This is a genomic window from Acrocarpospora pleiomorpha (assembly GCF_009687885.1).
In the GTDB taxonomy this organism is placed as follows: Bacteria; Actinomycetota; Actinomycetes; order Streptosporangiales; family Streptosporangiaceae; genus Acrocarpospora; species Acrocarpospora pleiomorpha.
Genome location: NZ_BLAF01000049.1, coordinates 1 through 23,506 on the forward strand (window position 1 = coordinate 1; position 23,506 = coordinate 23,506).

General features: G+C 74.3%; 4 protein-coding genes. All 4 read left to right on the plus strand.

The annotated features are described in order from the left end of the window. The first annotated feature begins 54 nt into the window (after positions 1-54). Genes Aple_RS35195 through Aple_RS35210 form a run of 4 tightly spaced genes read left to right on the plus strand, consistent with a single transcriptional unit; the run spans position 55 to position 23,491 of the window. Complete coding sequence (locus Aple_RS35195) at positions 55-7,422, plus strand: type I polyketide synthase (protein WP_218038659.1); 7,368 nt, start codon at positions 55-57, stop codon at positions 7,420-7,422. Next, complete coding sequence (locus Aple_RS35200; protein WP_155349070.1) at positions 7,412-12,763, plus strand: type I polyketide synthase; 5,352 nt, start codon at positions 7,412-7,414, stop codon at positions 12,761-12,763. The genes Aple_RS35195 and Aple_RS35200 overlap by 11 nt, the downstream gene beginning before the upstream one ends. A 33-nt stretch (positions 12,764-12,796) precedes the next feature. After that, positions 12,797-18,169, plus strand: coding sequence for a type I polyketide synthase (locus Aple_RS35205; RefSeq protein ID WP_155349071.1), 5,373 nt, complete (start codon positions 12,797-12,799; stop codon positions 18,167-18,169). A gap of 42 nt (positions 18,170-18,211) precedes the next feature. Further along, the gene (locus tag Aple_RS35210; RefSeq protein ID WP_155349072.1) at positions 18,212-23,491 is read left to right on the plus strand and encodes a type I polyketide synthase; all 5,280 of its coding nucleotides are present in this window, start codon (positions 18,212-18,214) and stop codon (positions 23,489-23,491) included. The last annotated feature ends 15 nt before the right edge of the window (positions 23,492-23,506 follow it).

The following is a 23,506-nucleotide window of genomic DNA, read 5'->3' on the forward strand; positions in this document are numbered from 1 at the left end:
CGCCCATGGCCCGCCCCCGCCCGCCGCCTGATCGCCGGCATCAGCTCATTCGGCATGGGCGGCACCAACTGCCACCTGATCCTCGCCGAACCCCCCGCCTCCGCCGAAGTCCTCGCCTCCGCCGGATTCCTCGCGACCGCTGAACCTTCCGCGTCCGCCGGATCTCTCGCGTCCGCCGGAACCCTCGCGACCCCCGAAGCCTCCGCGTCCGCCGGACCTTCCACGTCCGCCGGAACCCTCGCGTCCGCCGAAGCCTCCGCGTCCGCCGAAGCCTCCGCGACCGCCGAAATCTCCGCGTCCGCCGAAGCCCCCGCGACCGCCGAAACTCCTCGAACTGGGCGTTCCGACACGGGACCGCCCTGGGTGCTCTCCGCGCGGTCGGTCGAGGCGCTTCGGGCGCAGGCCGGACGGCTCCGCGACCGGGTCGCCGGCGAGCCGGCGGTCGGTGTCGCCGATGTGGCCCTCTCGCTGGTACGGACCCGGGCGAGCTTCGAGCATCGGGCGGTCGTCCTGGGGGAGCGTCGCCGGGAAGGGCTTGACGCGTTCGCCGGTGGGCGGCCTGATGACCGTTGGCGGGAAGGGCTTGACGCGCTTGCTGGTGGGCGGCCCGACGACCGCCGCTGGGAAGCGCTCGACGCCTTCGCTGGTGGGCGGCCCGACGACTCGGTGGTGAGCGGGTCTGTCATCGCCGGTCGGCGGGCGTTCGTCTTTCCCGGGCAGGGGTCGCAGTGGGCGGGGATGGCCGCCGAGTTGCTCGACGGGTCGCTGGAGTTCGCCGCGCTGATCGGGTCATGCGACGCGGCGCTCGCACCGTTCGTCGATTACTCCGTCCTCGATGTTCTGCGTGGTGCGCCAGGCGCGCCCGGGTTGGACCGGGTCGATGTGGTGCAGCCGGCGCTTTGGGCGGTCATGGTGTCGCTCGCCGGGCTGTGGCGGGCGCGCGGGGTCGAACCCGACCTGGTCCTCGGGCACTCGCAGGGCGAGATCGCCGCGGCCACCGTCGCAGGGGCGCTGAGCCTGGCGGACGGCGCGCGGGTGGTGGCCCTGCGCAGCCGGGCCATCGCGGGGATCGCCGGACGCGGTGGCATGATGTCGATCGCCGCACCGCTCGATGTCGTCGAAGCGGCAGTCCGGCCGCTGGCGCCGCAGGTGGGCGTGGCCGCGTTCAACGGCCCGCGCTCAGCGGTGGTGTCGGGACCCCGCGCGGCGCTCGCCGAGCTGGGGGAGCGGCTCGTCGCCGACGGGCACCGGGTCAAGCTGCTGCCGGTCGACTACGCGTCCCATTCGGCTGAGGTCGAGGGCATTCGCGATGAGGTCATCGCCGCGCTGGAGCCGATCCGGCCGGTTAGCGTTCCGACGCCGTTCGTCTCCACTCTCACCGGCGAGCCGCTGGACACGGCCGGGCTCGACGCCGAGTACTGGTATCGCAGCCTGCGGCAGCCGGTCCGGTTCGCGCAGGCCACCCGGCGGGCGCTGGACCTGGGCACCGGCCTGTTCATCGAATGCAGCCCGCATCCCGTGCTCGGCACCGGCGTCGCCGAGACGGCCGAGGCCGCGGAACTGGACGTCGCGGTCGTCGGGACGCTGCGGCGCGGCGACGGCGGGCCGGAGCGTTTCACGCGGTCGCTGGCGGAGGCGTACACGTTCGGGGCGCCCGTCGACTGGGACATCCCGGCCGCACGGCTGATCGACCTGCCGACCTATCCGTTCCAGCGCCGCCAGTTCGGCCAGGCCGCGCTCGTGTCCCGTTCCCCCTCGACGCCGGTCCCGGCGGGCACCGGTGACGCGCCGACCGGTCTGTCCCGGAGGGAGATCCGCGAGCTGGTCCTCGGCACCGCCGCTAGTGTGCTCGGGCATCAGGACGGTGCGGGCGTCGAGCCGTACCGGACATTCAAGGATCTTGGATTTGAGTCGGCGGCGGCGGAGGATCTGCGGGCCAGGTTGCGAGCCGCGACCGGGCTGCGGCTGCCCACCGGGCTGCTGTTCGATCACCCGACGCCGGATCGGCTCGCCGATCACCTGTACACGCTGACCAGCGGCGGCCCGGCCGAGGCGGCTCCGGTGGAGCGGACCCAGGTCGACGGCGACCCCATCGTGGTCGTCGCGATGGGCTGCCGCTACCCCGGCGGCGTGACGACTCCCGAGGAGCTGTGGCAGCTCGTCCGGACCGGCACCGACGCCATCGGGGAGTTTCCCGAGGATCGCGGCTGGGACCTCGACGCGCTGTCGGGCACCAGCGACACCCGGTACGGCGGGTTCCTCACCGGCGCGGACCGGTTCGATGCCGGATTCTTCGGGATCAGCCCCCGCGAAGCGGCCGCCATGGACCCCCAGCAGCGGCTGCTGATGGAGATCGCCTGGGAGACCGTCGAACGCGCCGGCCTGGACCCGGTCACGCTCAGCGGCACCCCCACTGGCGTGTTCGTCGGCGCGATGGCCTCCGACTACGGCCCGCGCCTGCACCAGCCCACCGGCGTCGCCGACGGCCACCTGCTGACCGGCACCGCGCTCAGCGTCGCGTCCGGCCGGATCGCGTACGCGCTGGGACTGCGCGGCCCGGCGATCACCGTCGACACGGCGTGCTCGTCCTCGCTGGTCGCGATCGTGCTGGCCATGCAGGCGCTGCGGCGCGGCGAGTGCTCGCTGGCGCTGGCCGGGGGAGCCACCGTGATGTCCAGCCCTGGGCTGTTCGTCGAGTTCAGCCGGCAGAGCGGGCTCGCCGCCGACGGCCGCTGCAAGGCGTTCTCGGCTCAGGCGGACGGCACCGGCTGGGGCGAGGGAGCGGGCCTGCTCCTGCTCGAACGGCAGTCCGACGCGGTCCGGCACGGGCACCCGATCCTGGCCGTCCTGCGCGGCGGCGCGGTCAACCAGGACGGCGCGAGCAACGGCCTCACCGCCCCGAGCGGCCAGGCCCAGCAGGACGTGATCCGCCAGGCCCTCGCCGACGCTCAGGTGCCCGCCACCGAGGTCGACGTGGTCGAGGCCCACGGCACCGGGACCCGCCTCGGCGACCCGATCGAAGCCGAATCGATCATCGCCGCGTACGGCGCCGGCCGCGATCCCGAGCGCCCGGTCTGGCTCGGCTCCCTGAAATCCAACGTCGGCCACACCCAGGCCGCCGCCGGAGTCGGCGGCGTGATCAAAATGATCAAGTCGCTGGAGCACCGCACGCTCCCGCCAACCATGCACGCCGACGAGCCCAGCGCTCAGGTCGACTGGTCCGCCGGTCAGGTTCGCCTCCTCACCGAACCTGTCGACCTCCCCCCGGACCGCCCGCTCCGAGCGGCCGTCTCCAGCTTCGGCATCAGCGGCACCAACGCCCACGTCATCCTGGAACGCCCGGTCGCCACAAGCGGGGAGCAGCCGAACGGTTCCGGCTCCGCGCTGGTCTGGGTGCTGTCGGCGAAGACCGAGGCGGCGCTCCGGGATCACGCTGTGCGGCTCGGTGCGTTCGCCGAGGGTGCGGCTGAGGGGGATCTCCCAGCCGCCGGGCGGATGTTGTCGCGGCGGGCGAGCTTCGCGAACCGGGCTGTCGTGGTCGCGCGGGATCGGGCGGAACTGCTCGCCGGGCTGGCCGCAGTCGCCGCCGGAGCGCCGCACGGAGCCGTGGTGACGGGGGCCGCCGGTGCCGAGGTGCGGCCGGTGTTCGTGTTCCCCGGGCAAGGGTCGCAGTGGGCCGGGATGGCCGTCGAGCTGCTTGAATCCAGTGACGTGTTCCGCACACACCTGACCCGATGCGCGGACGCGCTCGCGCCGTACGTCGGCTGGTCGGTGGCGGACGTGCTGCGGGAAGCCGAAGGGGCGCCGAAGCTCGAAGGGTCCGACGTCATCCAGCCGGTGCTGTTCGCGGTCATGGTGTCGCTGGCCGAGTTGTGGCGGTCGGTGGGGGTCGATCCCACGGCCGTGGTCGGGCATTCGCAGGGGGAGATCACCGCGGCGTGCGTCGCGGGGGCGCTGTCGCTGGCGGACGCGGCGAAGATCGTGGCGCTGCGGAGCAAGGCGCTGATGAAGCTGGGCGGCACCGGCGGGATGCTCGCCGTGTCACTGCCGGCCGAGCGGATCGACCTGGCGCGCTGGGAAGGCCGGCTGTGGCCTGCCGTGTACAGCGGCCCGGCCGACACGGTCATCGCCGGTGATCTGGACGCGCTGGCCGAGTACGCGGCGGCCTGCGGAGAGGGCGTGCGGACCCGGCCGGTCGCGATCGACTACGCCGCGCACACCCCGCACATCGAGGCGCTGCGCGATGAGCTGCTCGCCACGCTCGGCGACATCACGCCGCGCCAGACCGGGGTCGCGTTCTGCTCGGCCCGCGACGGCGCGTTCCTCGACCCCGCCGAGCTCACCGCCGACTACTGGTTCACCAGCCTCCGCACCCCGGTCCGCTTCCAGCAGGCCATCGAGGCGTTCGACGGCACCCCGGTCTTCATCGAGGCCAGCCCGCATCCCGTGCTGACCGGGCATGTCCAGGACACCCTGGCGGCCACGGGCAGGCCGGGCGGTGCCACCGGCACGCTCCGGCGCGGTCAGGGCGGCAGCCTGCGGTTCCTGATGGCCGTCGCCCAGGCGTACGTGCTGGGCGCGGGCATCGACTGGGCCGCCGCGCTCGCCGACGGGCCGGGCCACCACGTCGACCTGCCCACGTATCCGTTCGAGCGCAGCCGCTACTGGATCGACGGCGACGCTCCGGCGGGCCTGCTCGGTGCGGTCATCCCGCTGGCCGGAGAGGACGGATTCCTGCTCAGCGGGCGGCTGTCGCGCGGTGGCCAGCCCTGGCTGGGCGATCACGTCGTCGACGGCGAGGCGATCCTGCCGGGCACGGCGTTCGTGGAGTTCGCGCTGGCGGCCGCCACCGCGGCGGGCTGCGACGAGGTCGAGGAGCTGACCCTCGAAGCGCCGCTGCCGCTGCGCGGCGCGTGGTCGGTCGACGTCCAGGTCGCCGTCGCCCGTGCCGATGAGCAGGGTCGTCGCGCGTTCACCGTGCACGCCCGCCCGGCAGGCGACATCTCGTGGACCCGGCACGCGGCGGGCACGCTCGCGATCTCGGCTCCCGTCGCCGAAGACCGGCTGGCCTGGCCGCCCGGCGAGCCCGTCGACATCGCCGACGCCTACCAGCGGCTGGCCGACCACGGCTACCAGTACGGCCCCGCCTTCCAGGGACTGCGCGCCGCCTGGCGCTCCGGCGAGGACACCTACGTAGAGGTGTCGCTGCCCGAGCCGCTGCGCGCGGACCGGTTCACGCTGCACCCGGCGCTGCTGGACGCGGCACTCCACCTCCTCGTCCTGGACGCCGCCGACGCGGCGCGCGACCCCGGCACGCTGCTGCTGCCCTTCTCCTGGAGCGGCGTACGGGCGTCCGCCCAGGGCGCGGACTCCCTCCGGGTGCACCTGTCCGGTGACTCGCTGGCGATCTACGACGGCGCCGGGTTCAAGATCGCCGAAGCCGACGCGCTGCACCTGCGCGGGGTGGCGCGCGGCGCGGCGCGGCCTGCCGCGGAGGCGTACGGGCTCGACTGGATCGACCTGGCGCTGCCGCCCGCCGACCTGACCGGTCAGCGCTGGGCCCTCGTCGGGTATGACGAGTTCACCGATGAGATCGGCGCGGCGCTGGACAGGACCGGGGTGACCGCCCCGCGCTACTACGACCTCGCATCCCTGGTCGAGATGTCCACCGGCGACGTGCCGGCCACCGTGCTGGTGCCGTGCCTGCCGGCTGACGACGACCTCCCGTACGACGCGCACGACGGCATGTACCAGGCGCTCAACCTCATCCAGGCCTGGGTGGGCGACGAGCGGTTCGCCGGGTCGCGGCTGGTGTTCGTCACCCGGGCGGCGCGGAGCTCACCGGCGGGCGGCGCGGTCTGGGGCCTCGTGCGCTCCGCGCAGTCCGAACATCCGGGGCGATTTGTCCTACTTGATGTGGATGAAGGGTCCAACGCGTGGGGCGTGGCCGCAGCGGCGGTGGGGGCGGGCGAAACGCAGCTCGAGATGCGCGACGGCGCGGTCCTGGCAGCGCGCCTGACCCGTCAGACCATCGCGAAGCAGGGTGACCTGGGCGCGGGCACCGTGCTTGTCACCGGCGGCACCGGCGGGCTTGGCATGCTGGTTGCCCGGCGGCTGGTCGAGCGGCACGGCGTACAGGACCTGCTGCTGGTCTCCCGGAGCGGTCCCGGCGCTCCCGGCGCGGCGGAACTACGCGCTGACCTGGAAGCCCAGGGAGCGCGCGTGACCATCGCCGCCTGCGACGTGTCCGACCGCACCCAGTTGGCCGCCCTCCTCGCCGGCCACCCGGTCACCGCCGTCATCCACACCGCCGCCGTCCTGGACGACGCCACCGTCGAAGGCATGTCGGCCGAGCGCCTGGACACCGTGTTCGCGCCGAAGGCCGACGCCGCCTGGCACCTGCACGAACTAACGGACGCGACCACGTTCCTGATGTTCTCCTCGGTCGCGGGCGTGCTCGGCAACCCCGGCCAGGGCAACTACGCCGCCGCGAACGCCTTCCTGGACTCGCTCGCCGCGCACCGCCACGCCATGAACCTCCCGGCGGTCTCCGTCGCCTGGGGCCTCTGGGACAGCGAATCGGGCATGTCCGGCGCGCTGTCGGACGCCGACACGGCCCGCCTGGCCCGCACCGGCATCGCCCCGATGAGCGCCGAGCAAGGTCTGGAGCTCTTCGACGCGGCCCTGACCACCCAGGCCCCCCTCCTGGTGGCGGCGACCTGGGACACCGCCGGGCTCCGCGCCAGGGCGGCGGCCGGCGAGCTGCCCCCGCCCCTGCGCGGCCTGGTCCGCGCCCCGCGCCGGACAGCCGAGAAGGCCGGCGCGAAAGCGACCGCGATGGCCGGCCTGGCCGAGCGCCTCGCCCACCTCGCCCCGGCCGACGCCCAAGCCCACCTGCTCGACGTCGTCCGCTCGCACGTCGGCGCCGTCCTGGCGCACGGCAGCGCGAGCAGCATCGGCGTCGATCGCGCCTTCAACGAACTCGGCTTCGACTCCCTCACGGGGGTCGAGCTGCGCAACCGGCTCAACGCCGACACGGGGCTGCGGCTCCCGGCCACGCTGGTGTTCGACCACCCCACCATCGCGACCCTCACCGACCACCTGTTCCGCGCCCTGGCGCCCGCCGCGCCCTCCGCGGAAGACACCCTGCGCGGCGCGCTGGAGCAGGTCGAATCCATGGTCGCCGCCGCCAACGGCGACGGGGACGCCCTTCGCGGCAAGCTCGTCGCGATTCTGCAGAGCGGTCTGGAAACCTTCGGGGCCGCCACGATCACCAGGTTCCGCGCGAGCCCGAGCGGCACCACGGACGCGGCGGAGAAACTCAGCTCCGCCTCGGACGAGGAGATCTTCGCCTTGCTCGACGACCGAACCAAGGCGTCACCCCTGAGGTCCTCACTGGAAAGGTCCGGTCATGGCGACTGAGGACAAACTGCGCGAATATCTCAAGCGCGCGATCGTCGAGTTGGCGGAGACCCGGCAGCGGCTCAGCGACAGCGACGACCGCCGGCACGAACCTATCGCGATCGTCGGCATGGGCTGCCGCTATCCGGGCGGGGTGACCAGCCCGGAAGAGCTGTGGGACCTGGTCGCCGCGGGCCGTGACGCCATCGGCGACATGCCCGCCGACCGGGGCTGGGACATCGAGGGCATCTACGACCCCGACCCGGAGGCGATGGGCAAGTCGTACGCCAAGCACGGCGGTTTCCTGTACGACGCGGGTGACTTCGACGCGGCGTTCTTCGGGATGAGCCCGCGCAGCGCGCTGGCCACCGACCCGCAGCACCGGCTCGTGCTGGAAGCCTCCTGGGAGGCGTTCGAGCGGGCCGGGATCGACCCGGGCACGCTGCGCGGCAGCGGCACCGGGGTCTACGTCGGGAACATGTACAGCGACTACTCCACCCGGTTCACCGACGGCGCGGTGCCCGAAGGGGTCGAGGGCACGCTGCTGGTGTCGAGCGCGCCGAGCGTGCTGCCGGGGCGGGTGTCGTACACGTTCGGGCTTGAAGGCCCGTCCATCTCGGTGGACACGGCCTGCTCGTCCTCGCTGGTGGCGTTGCATCTGGCGGTGCAGGCGCTGCGGCGCGGCGAGTGCGCGATGGCGCTCGCGGGGGGCGTCACCGTGATGGCCACCCCCGACTCGTTCGTCGAGTTCTCCCGGCAGCGCGCGCTGTCGCCGGACGGGCGGTGCAAGTCGTTCTCGACCACCGCGGACGGCGTGGCCTGGGCCGAGGGCGTCGGCATCCTGCTGCTGGAGCGGCTGTCGGACGCGCGCCGCAACGGCCGCCGCGTGCTGGCCCTCATCCGCGGCTCGGCCGTCAACCAGGACGGCGCCAGCAACGGGCTCACCGCCCCGAACGGCCCCGCCCAGGAGCGGGTCGTGGAGCAGGCGCTCGCCGACTCCCGGCTGGACGCCCGCGACATCGACGCCGTCGAGGCGCACGGCACCGGCACCCGGCTAGGCGACCCGATCGAGGCGGGCGCGCTGCTCGCCACCTACGGGCAGGGCCGTCCCAAGGACCGCCCGCTCTGGCTGGGCTCGGTGAAGTCGAACATCGGCCACTCCCAGGCCGCCGCCGGGGTGGCCGGCGTGATCAAGATGGTGCAGGCGATGCGGCACGGCGTGCTGCCCCGCACGCTGCACGTGGACGACGCCACCGCCCAGGTGGACTGGCCGGCCGGCGGAGTCCGGCTGCTGACCGGCGCGCGCCGCTGGACCCGCGATGGCCACCCGCGCCGGGCCGGCGTCTCCTCCTTCGGCATCGGCGGCACGAACGCGCACGTCATCCTCGAAGAGGCCGCCGAGCAGCCGGAATCGCCGAGTCACGCCCCGGTGGTCGCGGGCGCCCCGCACGCCTGGCTGCTCACCGCCCGCACCGCCGCGTCGCTGCGCGAGCAGGCGGCCCGGCTGCACCGGCTGGTCAGCGCCGACCCGACGCTGGCCCCCGCCGACGTCGCCCGCGCCCTCGCGACCGAGCGGGCCAGGTTCGAGCACCGCGCCGTCGTCCTCGGCCACGACCGGGAAGCCCTGCTGGCGGGCCTGGCCGGGCCCGAGCAGATCACCGGCACCGCGCCGGACCGGCCCCGGCTGGCGTTCCTGTTCACCGGGCAGGGCGGGCAGCGGGCCGGCATGGGCCGCGAGCTGGCCGCCGCCTCGCCGGTGTTCGCCGCCGCGCTCGAGGAGGTCTGCGCCGCTCTGGACCGCTACCTGGACCGGCCGCTCCGCGAGGTCATGTGGGCCGAGCCCGGCACCCCGGACGCGGCCCTGCTGAACAAGACCCGCTACACCCAGCCCGCCCTGTTCGCGTACGAGGTGGCCGCCTACCGGCTGCTGGAGTCGCTCGGCGTCACCCCCGACGTCGTGGCCGGCCACTCGGTCGGCGAGTTCGCCGCCGCGCACGTGTCCGGCATCTGGTCGCTGGCCGACGCGGCCCGGCTGATCGCCGCCAGGGGGCGGCTCATGCAGGCGCTGGACGTGCCCGGCGCGATGGTCGCCATCGAGGCGAGCGTCGAGGAGGTACGGCCCGGGTTGACCGGCCAGGTCGGCTTCGCGGCCGTCAACGGGCCCAACGCCGTCGTCGTGTCCGGCGCCGAGGAGGCGACGCTCGCGGTCGGGGCGCGCTGGCGCGAGCTCGGCCGCCGCACCCGCAGGCTGCCGGTCAGCCACGCCTTCCACTCGCCGCTGATGGAGCCGATGCTCGCCGCGTTCGAGGCCGAACTGCGCACCGTGCTGTTCACCGAGCCGCACATCCCGGCTGCCACCAACTTGGGGGGCGACGCCACCTGGACGGAGCCGTCGTACTGGCTGGACCAGATCCGGCACGCGGTGCTGTTCCAGCCGATGATCGCCCGGCTGGAGGCGGACGGCGTCCGCGCCTTCCTGGAGGTCGGGCCCGACGCGGTGCTGGCCGGGATGGCGCACGACTGCGTCACCGGTCCGGACTCGGTGATCGTCTCGTTGCACCGGCGGCAGCGCTCCGAGCCCGACTCGCTCGCCGACTGCCTCGCGCGGGTGTCCGTGGCCGGCGTCCCGGTCGACTGGGCGGCGCTGTCCGGCGGCGGCGCGCACGTGGAGCTGCCCACCTACGCGTTCGACCGCGAGCGGTTCTGGCTCACCTCGCGGATCGACACCGGCGATGTCGCCGTGGCCGGGCTGCGCGGCGTCGGCCACCCCCTGCTGGGCGCGGCCGTGGACCTCGCCGACGACGGCACCACGATCCTCACCGGGCGGCTCACCGCCGCGTCCGCGCCCTGGCTGGGCGAGCACGTGATGCTCGGCTCGGCCGTGCTGCCCGGCGCGGCGCTGGTCGACCTGGTGCTGGACGCGGGCGCCCGGCTCGGCTGCGACCGGGTCGAGGAGATCACGTTCGAGGCCCCGCTGGTGCTGCGCGGCGCGGTCGACGTGCAGGTCGTCATCCAGCACGCCGAGGGGCCCCGCCCGGTCCGGGTCTACTCCCGGCCCGCAGGCGACGCGGAAGCCGCCTGGACCCGGCACGTCTCCGGCCTCGTCACCGCAGCCGACACCCCCGCCTGGGACTCGGCCGGCGCCTGGCCTCCGGCCGACGCCATCCCGGTCGCCATCGACGGCGGCTACGAGCGGCTGGCCGACCTCGGCTACGAGTACGGCCCCGCCTTCCAGGGCGTCCGCGCCCTCTGGCGGCAGGGCGACGACCTGCTCGCCGAGGTCGCCATCGACGACGACCTGGACGTCACCGGCTACGGCATCCACCCGGCCCTCTTCGACGCGATGTTCCACCCCATGCTGCTGGCCGGCGTCGAGTCCACCGGTGAGCTCCGCCTCCCGTTCGAGTTCCGCGGGGTGCGACTGCTCGCCGCCGGGGCCCGGCTGCTGCGGGTACGGCTCACGTCCATCGGCGCCGACGGGTGCGCCATCCAGGCGGCCGACGGGTCGGGGCGACCGGTGTTCTCGATGGAATCGCTGCGGGTCCGCACGGTCCCGGTGGCCGCGCTGGCCACGTCCACAGGCCCGGTGCCGCACGGGGTGGACTGGGTGGAGGTGTCCGTACCGGGCGGAGACGGTTCCGGGTTCGCGTTCCCGGATGCGGCCCTCCTCCACACGCTGGACCCCGTCCCCGAGTTCGTGGTGGCGACCCTGACCGCCACCACCGGGGACGTGCCCGCCGCCGTCCGCGAACTGTCGGGCCAGGCGCTCGACCTGATCCAGACCTGGGTGTCCCACGAACGTTTCGCCAGCTCCCGCCTGGTGTTCCGCACTCACGACCTGCCCGGCGCGGCCGTGCAGGGTCTGGTGCGGACGGCGCAGTCCGAGCACCCCGGCAGGTTCGTCCTGCTGGACGCCGGGCCCGAGTTCACCGCCTGGGGTTCGGTCGCCGCCGCGGTGGGCGCGGGCGAATCGCAGCTCACCGCCCGCGACGGCGCGCTCCTGGCGCCCAGGCTGGTCCGCCGCCCTATCGACGCCCCGGCCGAGCTGGGATCCGGCACGGTGCTGGTCACCGGCGGCACCGGCGGCCTCGGCAGCCTGGTCGCCCGGCGGCTGGTGGAGCGGCACGGCGTGCGGGATCTGCTGCTCGTCTCCAGGCGCGGCCTGGACGCGCCCGGCGCGGGCCGGCTCGTCTCCCACCTGGGCAGCTACGGCGCCCGGGTGATGGTCGCCGCGTGCGACGTGGCCGACCGGGACGCGCTGGCCGCCGCGCTCGCGCTCATCCCGGCCGACCGGCCGCTCACCGCGGTCATCCACACGGCCGGCGTGCTCGACGACGCCACCGTCGAAGGCCTCACCCCCGCCCGGCTGGACGCGGTCCTCGCGCCCAAGGCCGACGCCGCCTGGCACCTGCACGAGCTCACCCGCGACCTGCCGCTCTCGGCGTTCGTGCTGTTCTCCTCGCTGGCCGGCGTGCTCGGCAACCCGGGGCAGGGCAACTACGCCGCCGCGAACGTGTTCCTGGACACGCTGGCCGCGCATCGCCGTACGGCGGGATTGCCCGGCGTGTCGGTCGCGTGGGGGCTCTGGGACACCGAATCGGGCATGTCCGGCACGCTGACCGAGGCCGACACGGCCCGGCTGGCCCGCTCCGGCATCGCCCCCCTCACCGTCGAGCAGGGCCTGGACCTCCTGGACGCGGCGCTCGGCAGCCCGGACCCCCTCGTCGTCGCGGTCAGGTGGGACACCGCCGGGCTGCGGGCCAGGGCCGAGGCCGGCGACCTGCCGCCGATGGCGCGCGGCCTGATCCGCGTCCCACGCCGGGCCGCCGCCGGACCGGCGGCCGGATCGTCCGGCGGGCTTGGGGACAAGCTGGCCGGCATGGCCCAGCCCGACGCGCTGCGCCTGCTCACCGACACCGTCCGCGCCCACGTGGCCGCCGTCCTCGCGCACGGCAACGCCGCCAGCGTCGGCGTCGACCGGGCGTTCAACGAGCTCGGCTTCGACTCCCTCACCGCCGTCGAGCTCCGCAACCGGCTCAACGCCGAGACCGGCCTGACGCTCCCGGCGACGCTGGTGTTCGACCACCCGACCGTGAACGCGCTGACCGACTACCTGTTCAAGAGCCTGGCGCCGGCCGCCCCCTCACCCGAGGAGATGCTGCGCGGCGCGCTGGAACGGGTGGAATCGATGATCACGGCGGCCGCCGGGGACGCGATCAGGAACAAGGTGGTCGCGATCCTGCAGAGCGGCTTGAACCGCTTCACCGCCGCCGGGATCCCGGACGATCCCGACGGCGTGGCCGACAAGATCGACTCGGCCTCCGATGAGGAGATCTTCGCGCTGATCGACAACGAGCGGTGACCCGTGGCTCTCGAGAGTGGAAAGGCGGGACCGATGAGTACTGAGGACAGACTCCGCGACTACCTCAAGCGCGCGATGGTCGAGCTCGAGGACACCCGCGAGCACCTCGCGGAACTGGAGGAGCGCCGGCACGAACCCATCGCGATCGTCGGCATGGCCTGCCGCTACCCCGGCGGGGTGACCAGCCCCGAGGAGCTGTGGGACCTGGTGGCCGGCGGCGTGGACGCCATCGGCGAGTTCCCCGCCGACCGGGGCTGGGCCACCGACCTGTACGACCCTGACCCGGACGCCGCGGGCAAGTCGTACACCCGCCATGGCGGATTCCTGTACGACGCCGCCGACTTCGACGCCGCGTTCTTCGGGATGAGCCCGCGCAGCGCGCTGGCCACCGACCCGCAGCACCGGCTCGTGCTGGAATCGTCGTGGGAGGCGTTCGAGCGGGCCGGCATCGACCCGGACACGCTGCGCGGCAGCGGCACCGGGGTCTACGTCGGCAACATGTACGAGCACTACGCCAACCGCTTCCTCGGCGTGGTTCCCGGCGCGGTCGAAGGGACGCTGTTCACCTCCAGCGCGTCGAGTGTGCTGTCAGGGCGGGTGTCGTACACGTTCGGGCTTGAAGGCCCGTCCATCTCGGTGGACACGGCCTGCTCGTCCTCGCTGGTGGCGTTGCATCTGGCGGTGCAGGCGCTGCGGCGCGGCGAGTGCGCGATGGCGCTCGCGGGGGGCGTCACCGTGATGGCCTCGGCGGAGCCGTTCATCGAGTTCTCCCGGCAGCGGGCGATCTCCGCCGACGGCCGCTGCAAGTCCTTCAGCTCGACCGCCGACGGCGCGGCCTGGGCCGAGGGCGTCGGCATGCTCGTGCTGGAACGCCTGTCGGACGCGCGGCGGAACGGCCGGAAGATCCTTGCGGTGGTGCGCGGCTCGGCCGTCAATCAGGACGGCGCGAGCAACGGCATGACCGCGCCCAACGGCCCCGCCCAGGAGCGGGTCGTGCTGCAGGCGCTCGCCGACGCGCGGCTCGACACCCGCGATGTGGATGTCGTCGAGGCGCACGGTACCGGCACCCGGCTCGGCGACCCGATCGAGGCCCAGGCCCTGCTCGCCACCTACGGCCGGAGCCGATCCGCCGACCGGCCGCTCTGGCTCGGCTCGGTGAAGTCGAACATCGGGCACACCCAGGCCGCCGCCGGAGTGGCCGGCGTGATCAAGATGATCAAGGCGCTGGAGCACCGGACCCTGCCGGTGACCCTGCACGTGGCGGAGCCGACGCCGCATGTGGACTGGTCGTCGGGCGGGGTGCGGGTGCTCACCGAGACGGTCCCGCTGCCCGCCGGCCGTACGGTGCGGGCGGGCGTGTCAAGTTTCGGGATCAGCGGCACGAACGCGCACGTCATCCTGGAGGAAGCACCCGAGACCGAGACGCCGGCCGAGGAGAGGACAGGCGATCGCCTCATCTGGGTGCTCTCCGCGAAGTCCGCCGCCTCCCTGCGCGGCCAGGCCGCCCGGCTGAGCGCATACGCCGGGAGCGCCCCCGAAGCCGACCTCGCCGCCGCCGGCCGCGTCCTGGCCCGCCGCTCCGGCTTCCCCCACCGCGCCGTCGTCACCGCCGCCGACCGCGCCGAACTGGTCGCCGGTCTGGCCGCCCTCGCCGACGGCGCCCAGCACCCCGCGGTCGTGACCGGGGTCGCTCCCGCCGACGTGCGGACGGTGTTCGTCTTCCCCGGGCAGGGCTCCCAGTGGGCCGGCATGGCGGTCGACCTGCTCGACTCCAACGAGGCGTTCCGGGCGCAGATGCAGCGCTGCGAGAAGGCCCTGCGCCCGTACACCGGCTGGTCGGTCACCGGCGTGCTCCGCGGGGACGAGGGGGCGCCGGAGCTCGACGGGACCGACGTCATCCAGCCGGTCCTGTTCGCGGTGATGGTCTCGCTGGCCGCGGTGTGGCGCTCGCTCGGCGTCGAGCCCGCGGCCGTGGTCGGCCACTCGCAGGGCGAGATCACCGCCGCCTGCGTGGCGGGCGCGCTCTCCCTGGAGGACGCCGCGAAGATCGTCGCGCTGCGCAGCGCGGCCCTGGTCAAGCTCAGCGGCACCGGCGGCATGCTCGCCGTGTCGCTCCCCGCCGACCAGGTCCGCGAGCTGCTGGAGTCGTGGCGGGATCGGATCTGGATCGCGGTGCGCAGCGGCCCCGCCAGCTGCGTCGTGGCCGGTGACGCGGACGCGCTGGACGGGTTCACCGCCGCCCACGCCGATAGCGTCCAGATCCGCAGGATCGCGGTCGACTACGCCTCGCACACCCCGCACATCGAAGCGCTCCGCGCGGAACTGCTGGCCGCCCTGGACGGGGTCGCCCCCCGCCCGACCGACATCGCGTTCAGCTCCGCGCACCGGGGCGAGTTCATCGACACCGCCGAGCTGACCACCGCCTACTGGTACGAGAGCCTCCGCAACCCGGTCCTGATCGAACCGGCCGTCACCGCCTTCGCGAGCCCGGGCACGCCGCTGTTCGTCGAGGTCAGCCCGCATCCGGTGCTCGGCCACGACCTGCGGGAGATCTGCGAGTCCGCCGGGATCACGGCGGGCGTCGCCGCGACCCTGCGCCGGGACGCGGGCGACTGGCAGCGGTTCCAGGCCGCGCTGGCCGGGGCGTACGTGCTCGGCGCCGAGGTCGACTGGACCGCCGCCGTCGGACCCGGGCCCGACCGGCACGTGGACCTGCCGACGTACGCGTTCGAGCGCCGCCGCTACTGGCTGGGCGATGCCGAACGGGCCGGGATCACGCCCGCCGGGATCGACGGCTCCGGCCACCCGCTGCTCACCGCCGTGGTGCCGATGGCCGACGGCGGCTTCCTGCTCGCCGGGGAGCTCGGCGCGGCGACCTGGCTGGCCGACCACGCCGTGGACGGCGGCGTGCTGCTGCCGGGCGCGGCCTTCGTCGAGCTGGCCCTCGAAAGCGGCGCGCTCGCGGGCTGCGACCACCTGGAAGAGCTGGTCATCGAGGCGCCGCTGTTCCTGCCCGAGAGCGGCGCCGTACCCATCCAGGTGATCGTCGGCTCGCCTGACGCCGACGGTCGCCGCCAGGTCGGGGTCTTCGCCCGTGTCGGGGTGACCTGGACGCGGCACGCCTCCGGGGTCGTCGCCGACGCACCGGCCGCGGCGGACCTGTGCGCCTGGGCGACCGCCTGGCCGCCCGCCGACGCCGTGCCCCTCCCTATCGACGGCGGGTACGCGCGGCTGGCTGAGCTCGGCTACGAGTACGGCCCCGCCTTCCAGGGCGTGCGCGCCATGTGGACCCGGGGCGCCGAGCTGCTCGCCGAGATCGCCGTGGATGACACCCTGGACGTGACCGGGTTCGGCATTCATCCGGCCGTACTGGACGCTGCTTTCCAGCCGATGGTGCTGGCCGCCGGACCTGGCGGGCTGCGCCTGCCGTTCGCGTTCCGGGGTGTCAGCCTGCGCGCGTCGGGGGCGACGCTGCTGCGGGTCCTGCTGGTCCCCTCGGGGGACGACGCGACCGTTGAGGCGGCCGACGCGTCCGGGCGCCTGGTGTTCTCCATCGGCAACCTGCGGGTGCGGAGTGCCCCGGCGCGGACGTCCGCCGCGCGGGAGCCCGTCGTGCACGGGGTGGATTGGGTGCAGCCGACCGCAGCGGCCGGAGACGGGTCCGGATTTGTGTTCCTGGGAGCCGATCCGCCTGGCCCTGACGTGCTGAAGGGCTTCGTTGTCACCACTATCAGCGCTGATGTTTCGAGCGATCTGCCGGCCGCGTTGCGCGAGGTGTCCGGCCGGGCGCTCGACCTGGTCCGGATGTGGACAGGCGACGAGCGGTTCGCCGACTCCCGCCTGGTGTTCGTGATCCGGCCGGGCGATCTGGCCGGGGCGGCGGTGCGCGGGCTGGTCCGCGCCGCGATGTCGGAGCATCCCGGCCGGTTCGTGCTGCTGGACGCCGAGGAGGGATTCGCCGACTGGGCGGCCGTGGCCGGGGCGGTCGCGGCGGGGGAGACCCAGCTCGTGGCCTCCGGCGGTGCGCTGCTGGTTCCCCGGTTGGCCCGCCGGGCCGCCGAACTCACTGGACTTGACGGACTCGCCGACGGCACTGTGCTCGTCACCGGTGGCACCGGCGGTCTCGGCAGCCTGGTCGCGCGACGGCTGGTGGAGCGGCACGGCGTACGGGATCTGCTGCTGGTATCCAGGCGCGGCCTGGACGCGCCCGGCGCGGGCGAGCTGGTCTGCCACCTGGGCGCGCTCGGCGCGCGGGTTACGGTCGCCGCGTGCGACGTCGCCGACCGGGACGCGCTGGCCGCCGCGCTCGCGCTGATCGCGGCCGACCGGCCGCTGACCGGCGTCGTGCACACCGCCGGCGTCCTGGACGACGGGACAGTCGAGCAGATGGACGGCGACCGCCTGGACGCCGTGTTCGGGCCCAAGGCCGACGCCGCCTGGCACCTGCACGAACTCACCCTCGACCTGCCCCTGTCCGCCTTCGTACTGTTCTCCTCGCTGGCCGGGACGCTCGGCAACGCCGGGCAGTCCAACTACGCCGCCGCGAACGTGTTCCTGGACGCCCTCGCCGCGCACCGCCGCGCGGTCGGCCTGCCGGGCGTGTCGGTCGCGTGGGGGCTGTGGGACGCCGACTCCGGCATGACCGGCGCGCTCACCCCCGGCGACGTGGCCAGAATGGCCCGCTCCGGCGTCGCCCCGCTCACCCCCGAGGCTGGCCTTGACCTGTTCGACGCCGCGCTCGGCAGCGCGGAACCGCTGGTCGTCGCCACCAGCTGGGACAGCGGCGGGCTCCGCGCCCGCGCCGAACTGGGCGACCTGCCGCCGATGCTGCGCGGCCTGGTAAGGCCCCCGCGCCGACAGGCCGCAGCCGGCGGGCCCGCCCTCGCCACCGCCGGAGGCGACCTGCGGGTAAGGCTGGCCGGGACGACCGAGGCCGAGGCCAGGCGGCTGCTCACCGACGGCGTCCGCGCCCACGTCGCCGCCGTCCTCGCGCACGGCAGCGCCACCGGGGTCGACGTGGACCGGGCCTTCAACGAACTCGGCTTCGACTCCCTGACCGCCGTCGAACTCCGCAACCGGCTCAACGCCGAGACCGGCCTGCGGCTCCCGGCCACGCTCGTCTTCGACCATCCGACCGTCACCGCGCTGAGCGACTACCTGTTCAAGAACCTCGCGCCCGCCGCGCCCTCGCCGGAGGAGACGTTGCGCGGCGCGCTGGAACGGGTCGAGGCCGCGCTCGGCGACCTCAACGGCGAGGCGGACGCGGTCAGGAGCAAGCTCGTCGCCATCCTCCAGGCCGGCCTGACCAGGCTCGCGCCCGGGCCGAGCGGCGGAGGCGGAGTCGTGGAGAAGATCGGCTCCGCGTCCGACGAAGAGATCTTCGCGCTCATCGACAACGAACTCTGACACGCAGAACCCACCACCCTCGCTACTGGAAAGGCTCGACAGATGGGGACCGAGGACAAGCTCCGCGCCTACCTCAAGCGGGTGACCGTCGAACTGACCCAGCTGCGCCGTCGTCTCGCCGAGGCCGAGGACCAGGCCCGCGAGCCGATCGCGATCATCGGCATGGCCTGCCGCTACCCCGGCGGCGGCGAGACGGTCGAAGGGTACTGGGACTTGCTGTCGCAGGGCCGCAGCGCGGTCTCCGAGGTGCCGGCCGCGCGGTGGAACATCGACGACTACTACGACCCCGACCCGCGCACCCCGGGCGCCATGTACACCAGGCACGGCTCGTTCCTGCCGGAGATCACCGGCTGGGACGCCGAGTTCTTCGGCCTGTCCCCGCGCGAGGCGCTCCGCATGGACCCGCACCAGCGGCTCCTGCTCGAGCTGGCCTGGGAGGGCCTGGAGGACGCCGGCGCGTCCCCGACCCGGATGGCGGGCAGCCGCACCGCCGTGATCGTCGGCTTCATGGACACCCTCCAGTACGGCCGGCTCCAGCTCGAACGCCAGGGCCAGGACGCGCTGGCGGACCCGTACCTGGGTCAGGGCGCGTCGGCCAGCGTCGCCGCGGGGCGGATCGCCTACCACTTCAACCTGTCGGGCCCGACGCTCACGGTCGACACCGCCTGCTCATCATCGCTGATCGCGGTGCACCTGGCCGCCGAGAGCCTGCGGCGCGGCGAGTGCGACCTGGCCATCGCGGCGGGCGCGTCGCTGACCATCCACCCCAGCAATTTCATCCAGGCCTGCGCCGGCTCGATGCTCAGCGCGGACGGCACGTGCAAGACGTTCGACACCGCCGCCGATGGCTACGTAATGGGCGAGGGCGGCGGCCTGGTCGTGCTCGAACCGCTGTCCAAGGCGATCGCGAACGGCCGCCGCATCCGCGCCGTGCTGCGCGGCTCCGCCGTCAACCAGGACGGCCGCAGCAACGGGCTCACCGCCCCCAGCCGGAGCGCCCAGGTCGCCGTGATCACCAGCGCGCTGGCCGCCGCCGGGGTGTCGCCCGACGACATCGACCACGTCGAGGCGCACGGCTCCGGCACCCACCTCGGCGACGCGATCGAGCTCGCCGCGCTGCACGACGTGTTCGGCGGCCGGTCCGCCGAGCGCCCGCTGCGGGTCGGCGCGGTCAAGACCAACATCGGCCACACCCAGGCCGCCGCCGGAGTGGCCGGGCTGATCAAATCGGTGCTGATCCTGGAGAACCGGCTCATCCCGAAGACCCTCAACCTGACCCAGCCGTCCGCGGCCGTGCCGGCGGACGGCTCGATCCAGCCGGCCGTCAGCGCGGTGCCGCTGCGGAGCACGCCGGGCCTGGTCGGGGTCAGCTCGTTCGGCCTGTCCGGCAGCAACGCCCACCTGGTGCTCGAATCCGCGCCGCCGCCCGAGGCTACGGCGGCCGCCTCAGGGCCGCAGGCGCTGCAGATTTCGGCTGAGCCGCAGGCTCTGGTGTCGGCTGAGCCGCAGGCTCTGGTGTCGGCCGTGCCGGAGGCTCTGGCGTCGGCCGTGCCGGAGGCGCTGATCTCGGCAGTGCCGCAGGTGCTGCCGATCTCGGCCGCCACCGACGCGGCCTTCCGCGAGCATGCGGCCCGTCTCGCGTCCTGGCTCGAGGACCGCCCCGGCACCGACCTGGCCGATGTCGCGCACACGCTGCGGGTCGGCCGTGCCGAGCACGACCACCGCCGGGCCCTGGTCTGCGCCGACGTGGCCGAGGCCGTCCGCAGGCTCCGGGGCGCCGCCTCGTCCGGGGCCGCCAACCGGGTCAAGGGACGGCCGCGCGTCGCGTTCCTGCTGCCCGGCGTCGGTGACCAGTACGCGGGCCTCGGCCGGGAGCTCTACCAGGCCGAACCCGTCTACGCCGAAGCGGTCGACCGCTGCGTCGAACTCGTCAAGGGCGTCGACCTGCGCCCGCTGTTCTTCCCCGCCGAGCGGGCCGCCCCGGCGTCCGGCGACCTGGCCGCGCTGCTCGGCCGTACCGAGGCCCCGGCTGAGATCGACCCCCTGGCGCACGCCGAGGTCGCCCACCCTTTCCTGTTCACCGTCGAGTACGCGCTGGCCCAGCTGCTCGCCCACCGCGGCGTCCGCCCCGACGCGCTGCTCGGCTACAGCCTCGGCGAGTACGTCGCCGCCACCCTGGCGGGGGTCTTCACCCTCGAGGACGCGCTGCGCATCGTCACCGAACGCGCCCGCCTGATCAGCGCCATCCCGGCCGGCAAGATGGTCGCGGTCGCGGCCGGCGAGGACCAGGTCCTGGCCTTCGTCGGGGCGGATGCCGTCGGGGCCGATGCCGCCGGGGTCGGTGTCAGCGGGGTCGGTGTCGCCGGGGTCGGTGTCAGCGGGGTCGGTGTCGCCAGGGCCGGTGTCAGCGGGGTCGGCGTTAGCGGGGTCGATGTCGCCGCGCTGAACGGCCCGTCCATGACTGTCCTCAGCGGCCGGCCCGAGGAGATCGACGCCGTCACCGCCAGGCTGGTCGCCGCGGGCATCGCCTGCCGGCCGCTGCGCTCCGCGCACGCCTTCCACTCCGCGCTGCTCGAACCCGCGCGGGAGAAGCTGGCGGCGCTGATCGACTCGGTGCCCCGGCAGGCTCCGGCCACCACGATCGTGTGCAATCTCACCGGGCTGCCGATGACCGCGGCCCAGGCCACCAGCAGCGCGTACTGGGCAGATCAGCTTGTCAGCACGGTCAGGTTCGCGGACGCGGTGCGGCACTGCGTCGAGCAGGACATCGACGTGTTCGTCGAGCTCGGCGCGGGGCAGACGCTCGGCGGCCTGGTCCGGCAGAACCTCACCGGCGGGTCCGGCACCGCCGTCCTCGGCACCCTGTCGCCCTCCTGGGCCGGCGGGGCACCGCGCGACGCCCAGGCCGACCTGCTGGACACCTGCTCCCGGCTGTGGGAGCTCGGCGCGACCGTGACCTGGGAACGTGTCCAGCCAGGCCCCGGCCGCATCCTCAGCTTGCCGGCATATCCGTTCCAGCGGACCCGCTACTGGCCCGAGATCAGCGCGGGCAGCCAGCCGGTGCCGTCCGTCCGGCTGGCCGAGCCGGCGGACCTCTGCTTCGCGCCCGCCTGGCAGCGGGACCCGGCGCGCGGCACCACGCCCGCCGACCTGCGGCTGGACGGAACGCTGATCGTGTTCACCGACGCGGACGGCATCGGCACAGCGCTCGCCGACCGCGCCGCCGCCGGGGGAACGCGGGTGCTGGAAGTGGTCGCCGGTACCGCGCTGCGCCGTGACGGCCGCCGCCTGGTCATCGACCCCCGCGACCCCGAGCACTACGCCGAGGTGTTCGCCGCCGCCGGTGCCGGGGACGGGCCAGTGCGGGTGGCCCACCTCTGGAGCCTGCTCGCCCCCGCCGATGCCCCCGGCTACGTCCCCGCCGACCCTCCCGGCTACGTCCCCGGCTACGTCCCCGGCTACGTCCCCGGCTACGTCCCCGGCTACGTCCCCGGCTACGTCTCCGAGGACGAGCTCCGCGCCGCCATCGGGCACGGCTTCGACAGCCTGCTGCTCGCCGTCCAGGCGCTCGGCGACCTGCCCGCCCAGCGGGGGGTACGGCTGCTGACCGTCACCCGGGGGGCCACCGAGATCCTCGGCGGCGACGCGACGGCTCCGCAGCGGGCCGTGACGCACGGTCTGGGGCGCGCGGTCCGGCACGAGTACGCGGGCCTGGACTGGACGGGCGTCGACCTCGATCCCGATGCGGAGGCCGACCGCCCATCGAGCACGCCGATTCCGCCAGGGATGGTTCTCCCTCGGCCGGGGACGCCTGGCGATGCTGCCGGTTGGGTCGGCTACGAACTGCTGTCGGGGACGCCTGGTGACGCTGCCGGTTGGGTCGGCTACGAACTGCTGTCGGGGACGCCTGGCGATGCTGCCGGTCGGGTCGGCTACGAGCTGCTGCCGGGGACGCCTGGCGACGCGGCCGGTCAGATCGGCTATGAACTGCTGCTGGACGCCGACCGCGACGACGCCGCCTCCCCCTACGACCGGGTGTCCGGCTGGCGGCGCGGCCGGCGCTGGCTGCGCGGCTGGGGCGAGGTGCCCGCGGTCGCGGAGCCGCCGGTGCCGTGGCGGGCGGACGGCGCGTACCTGATCACCGGTGGCGCCCGCGGGCTCGGCATGGCGCTGGCCAAGCACCTGGTCCGCGCCGGGGTGCGGAAGCTCGCGCTGGTCGGCAGGACCGCGCTGTCCCGCGCCGCCGCGGCAGACCAGGACACCGCCGACCCCGACAGCAAGGTCGGGCGCAGCCGGCGGGACATCGCCGAGCTGGAGGCCGCCGGGGCCGAAGTGCTGCTGCTCACCGCCGACGTGGGCGTGCCCGCCGAGCTGCGGGCCGCGCTGGACGGCTGCCGCGAGCACTTCGGCACGCTCACCGGCGTCATCCACGCCGCCGGTCTCCCCGCTGGCGGAATGGCGCAGCGCAGGTCGCTGGCGGACGCGGGAGCCGTGCTGGCGCCGAAGATCCTCGCCATGGGCCCGCTGGCCGAGCTGGTCGGCCCGGCCACCCCCGCCGACCGGCGGCCCGAACTGCTCGTCCTGTACTCCTCCGCCGTCACCGCGTTCGGTGGCATCGGCGAAGGCGACTACTGCGCCGCCAACACCGTCCTGGACGCATACGGAGAGGCCCTCGCCGCCTCCGCCCCCACCACACGGGTCGTGTCGATCGCCTGGGGACCCTGGCAGCACGACGACTGGCAGACCGAAAGCCTCAAATCCGCCACCGGTCTGGCCGAACGCGTCCGCGCCTACCGCGAACGGTACGGCTTCGCCGACGACGCCGGCTGTGCCCTCCTGGACCGGATCGTGGCCGGCGGGCACGGCAGCGTCCTTGCGGTCCGGCAGCCGCTCAGCGACGTGCTCCGGGACTGGTCCGCGATGATCGACATCGACGCGCTGGTCGGCGCGACCACGGTCGTCTCGCTCGGCGAGCGCTTCCCGCGCCCCGAACTTCGTACCGACTACGCCGCCCCCAGGACCGAGTCGGAGCTCACCATCGCCGACGTGTGGGGCGCCTATCTCGGCATCGACCGGGTCGGCATCCACGACCCGTTCTTCGACCTCGGCGGCAATTCCCTGGTCGGGATGGCCATGGTGCTCGCCATCGAGAAGGAGCTCGGCGTGCCGATCGCGCCCGCCGTGCTGTTCGAACACCCGACCGTGGCGGAGTTCGCCGCGGCGGTGGCCGGTGACGCCGCAGAAGGCGCCCGCCAGGCCCTGGACACCAGCTCGGCACGGGGGTCGCGGCGCCGCCGCGCCCGCTCGGGGACGCGGAAGTGAGGACGCCCGAGATGA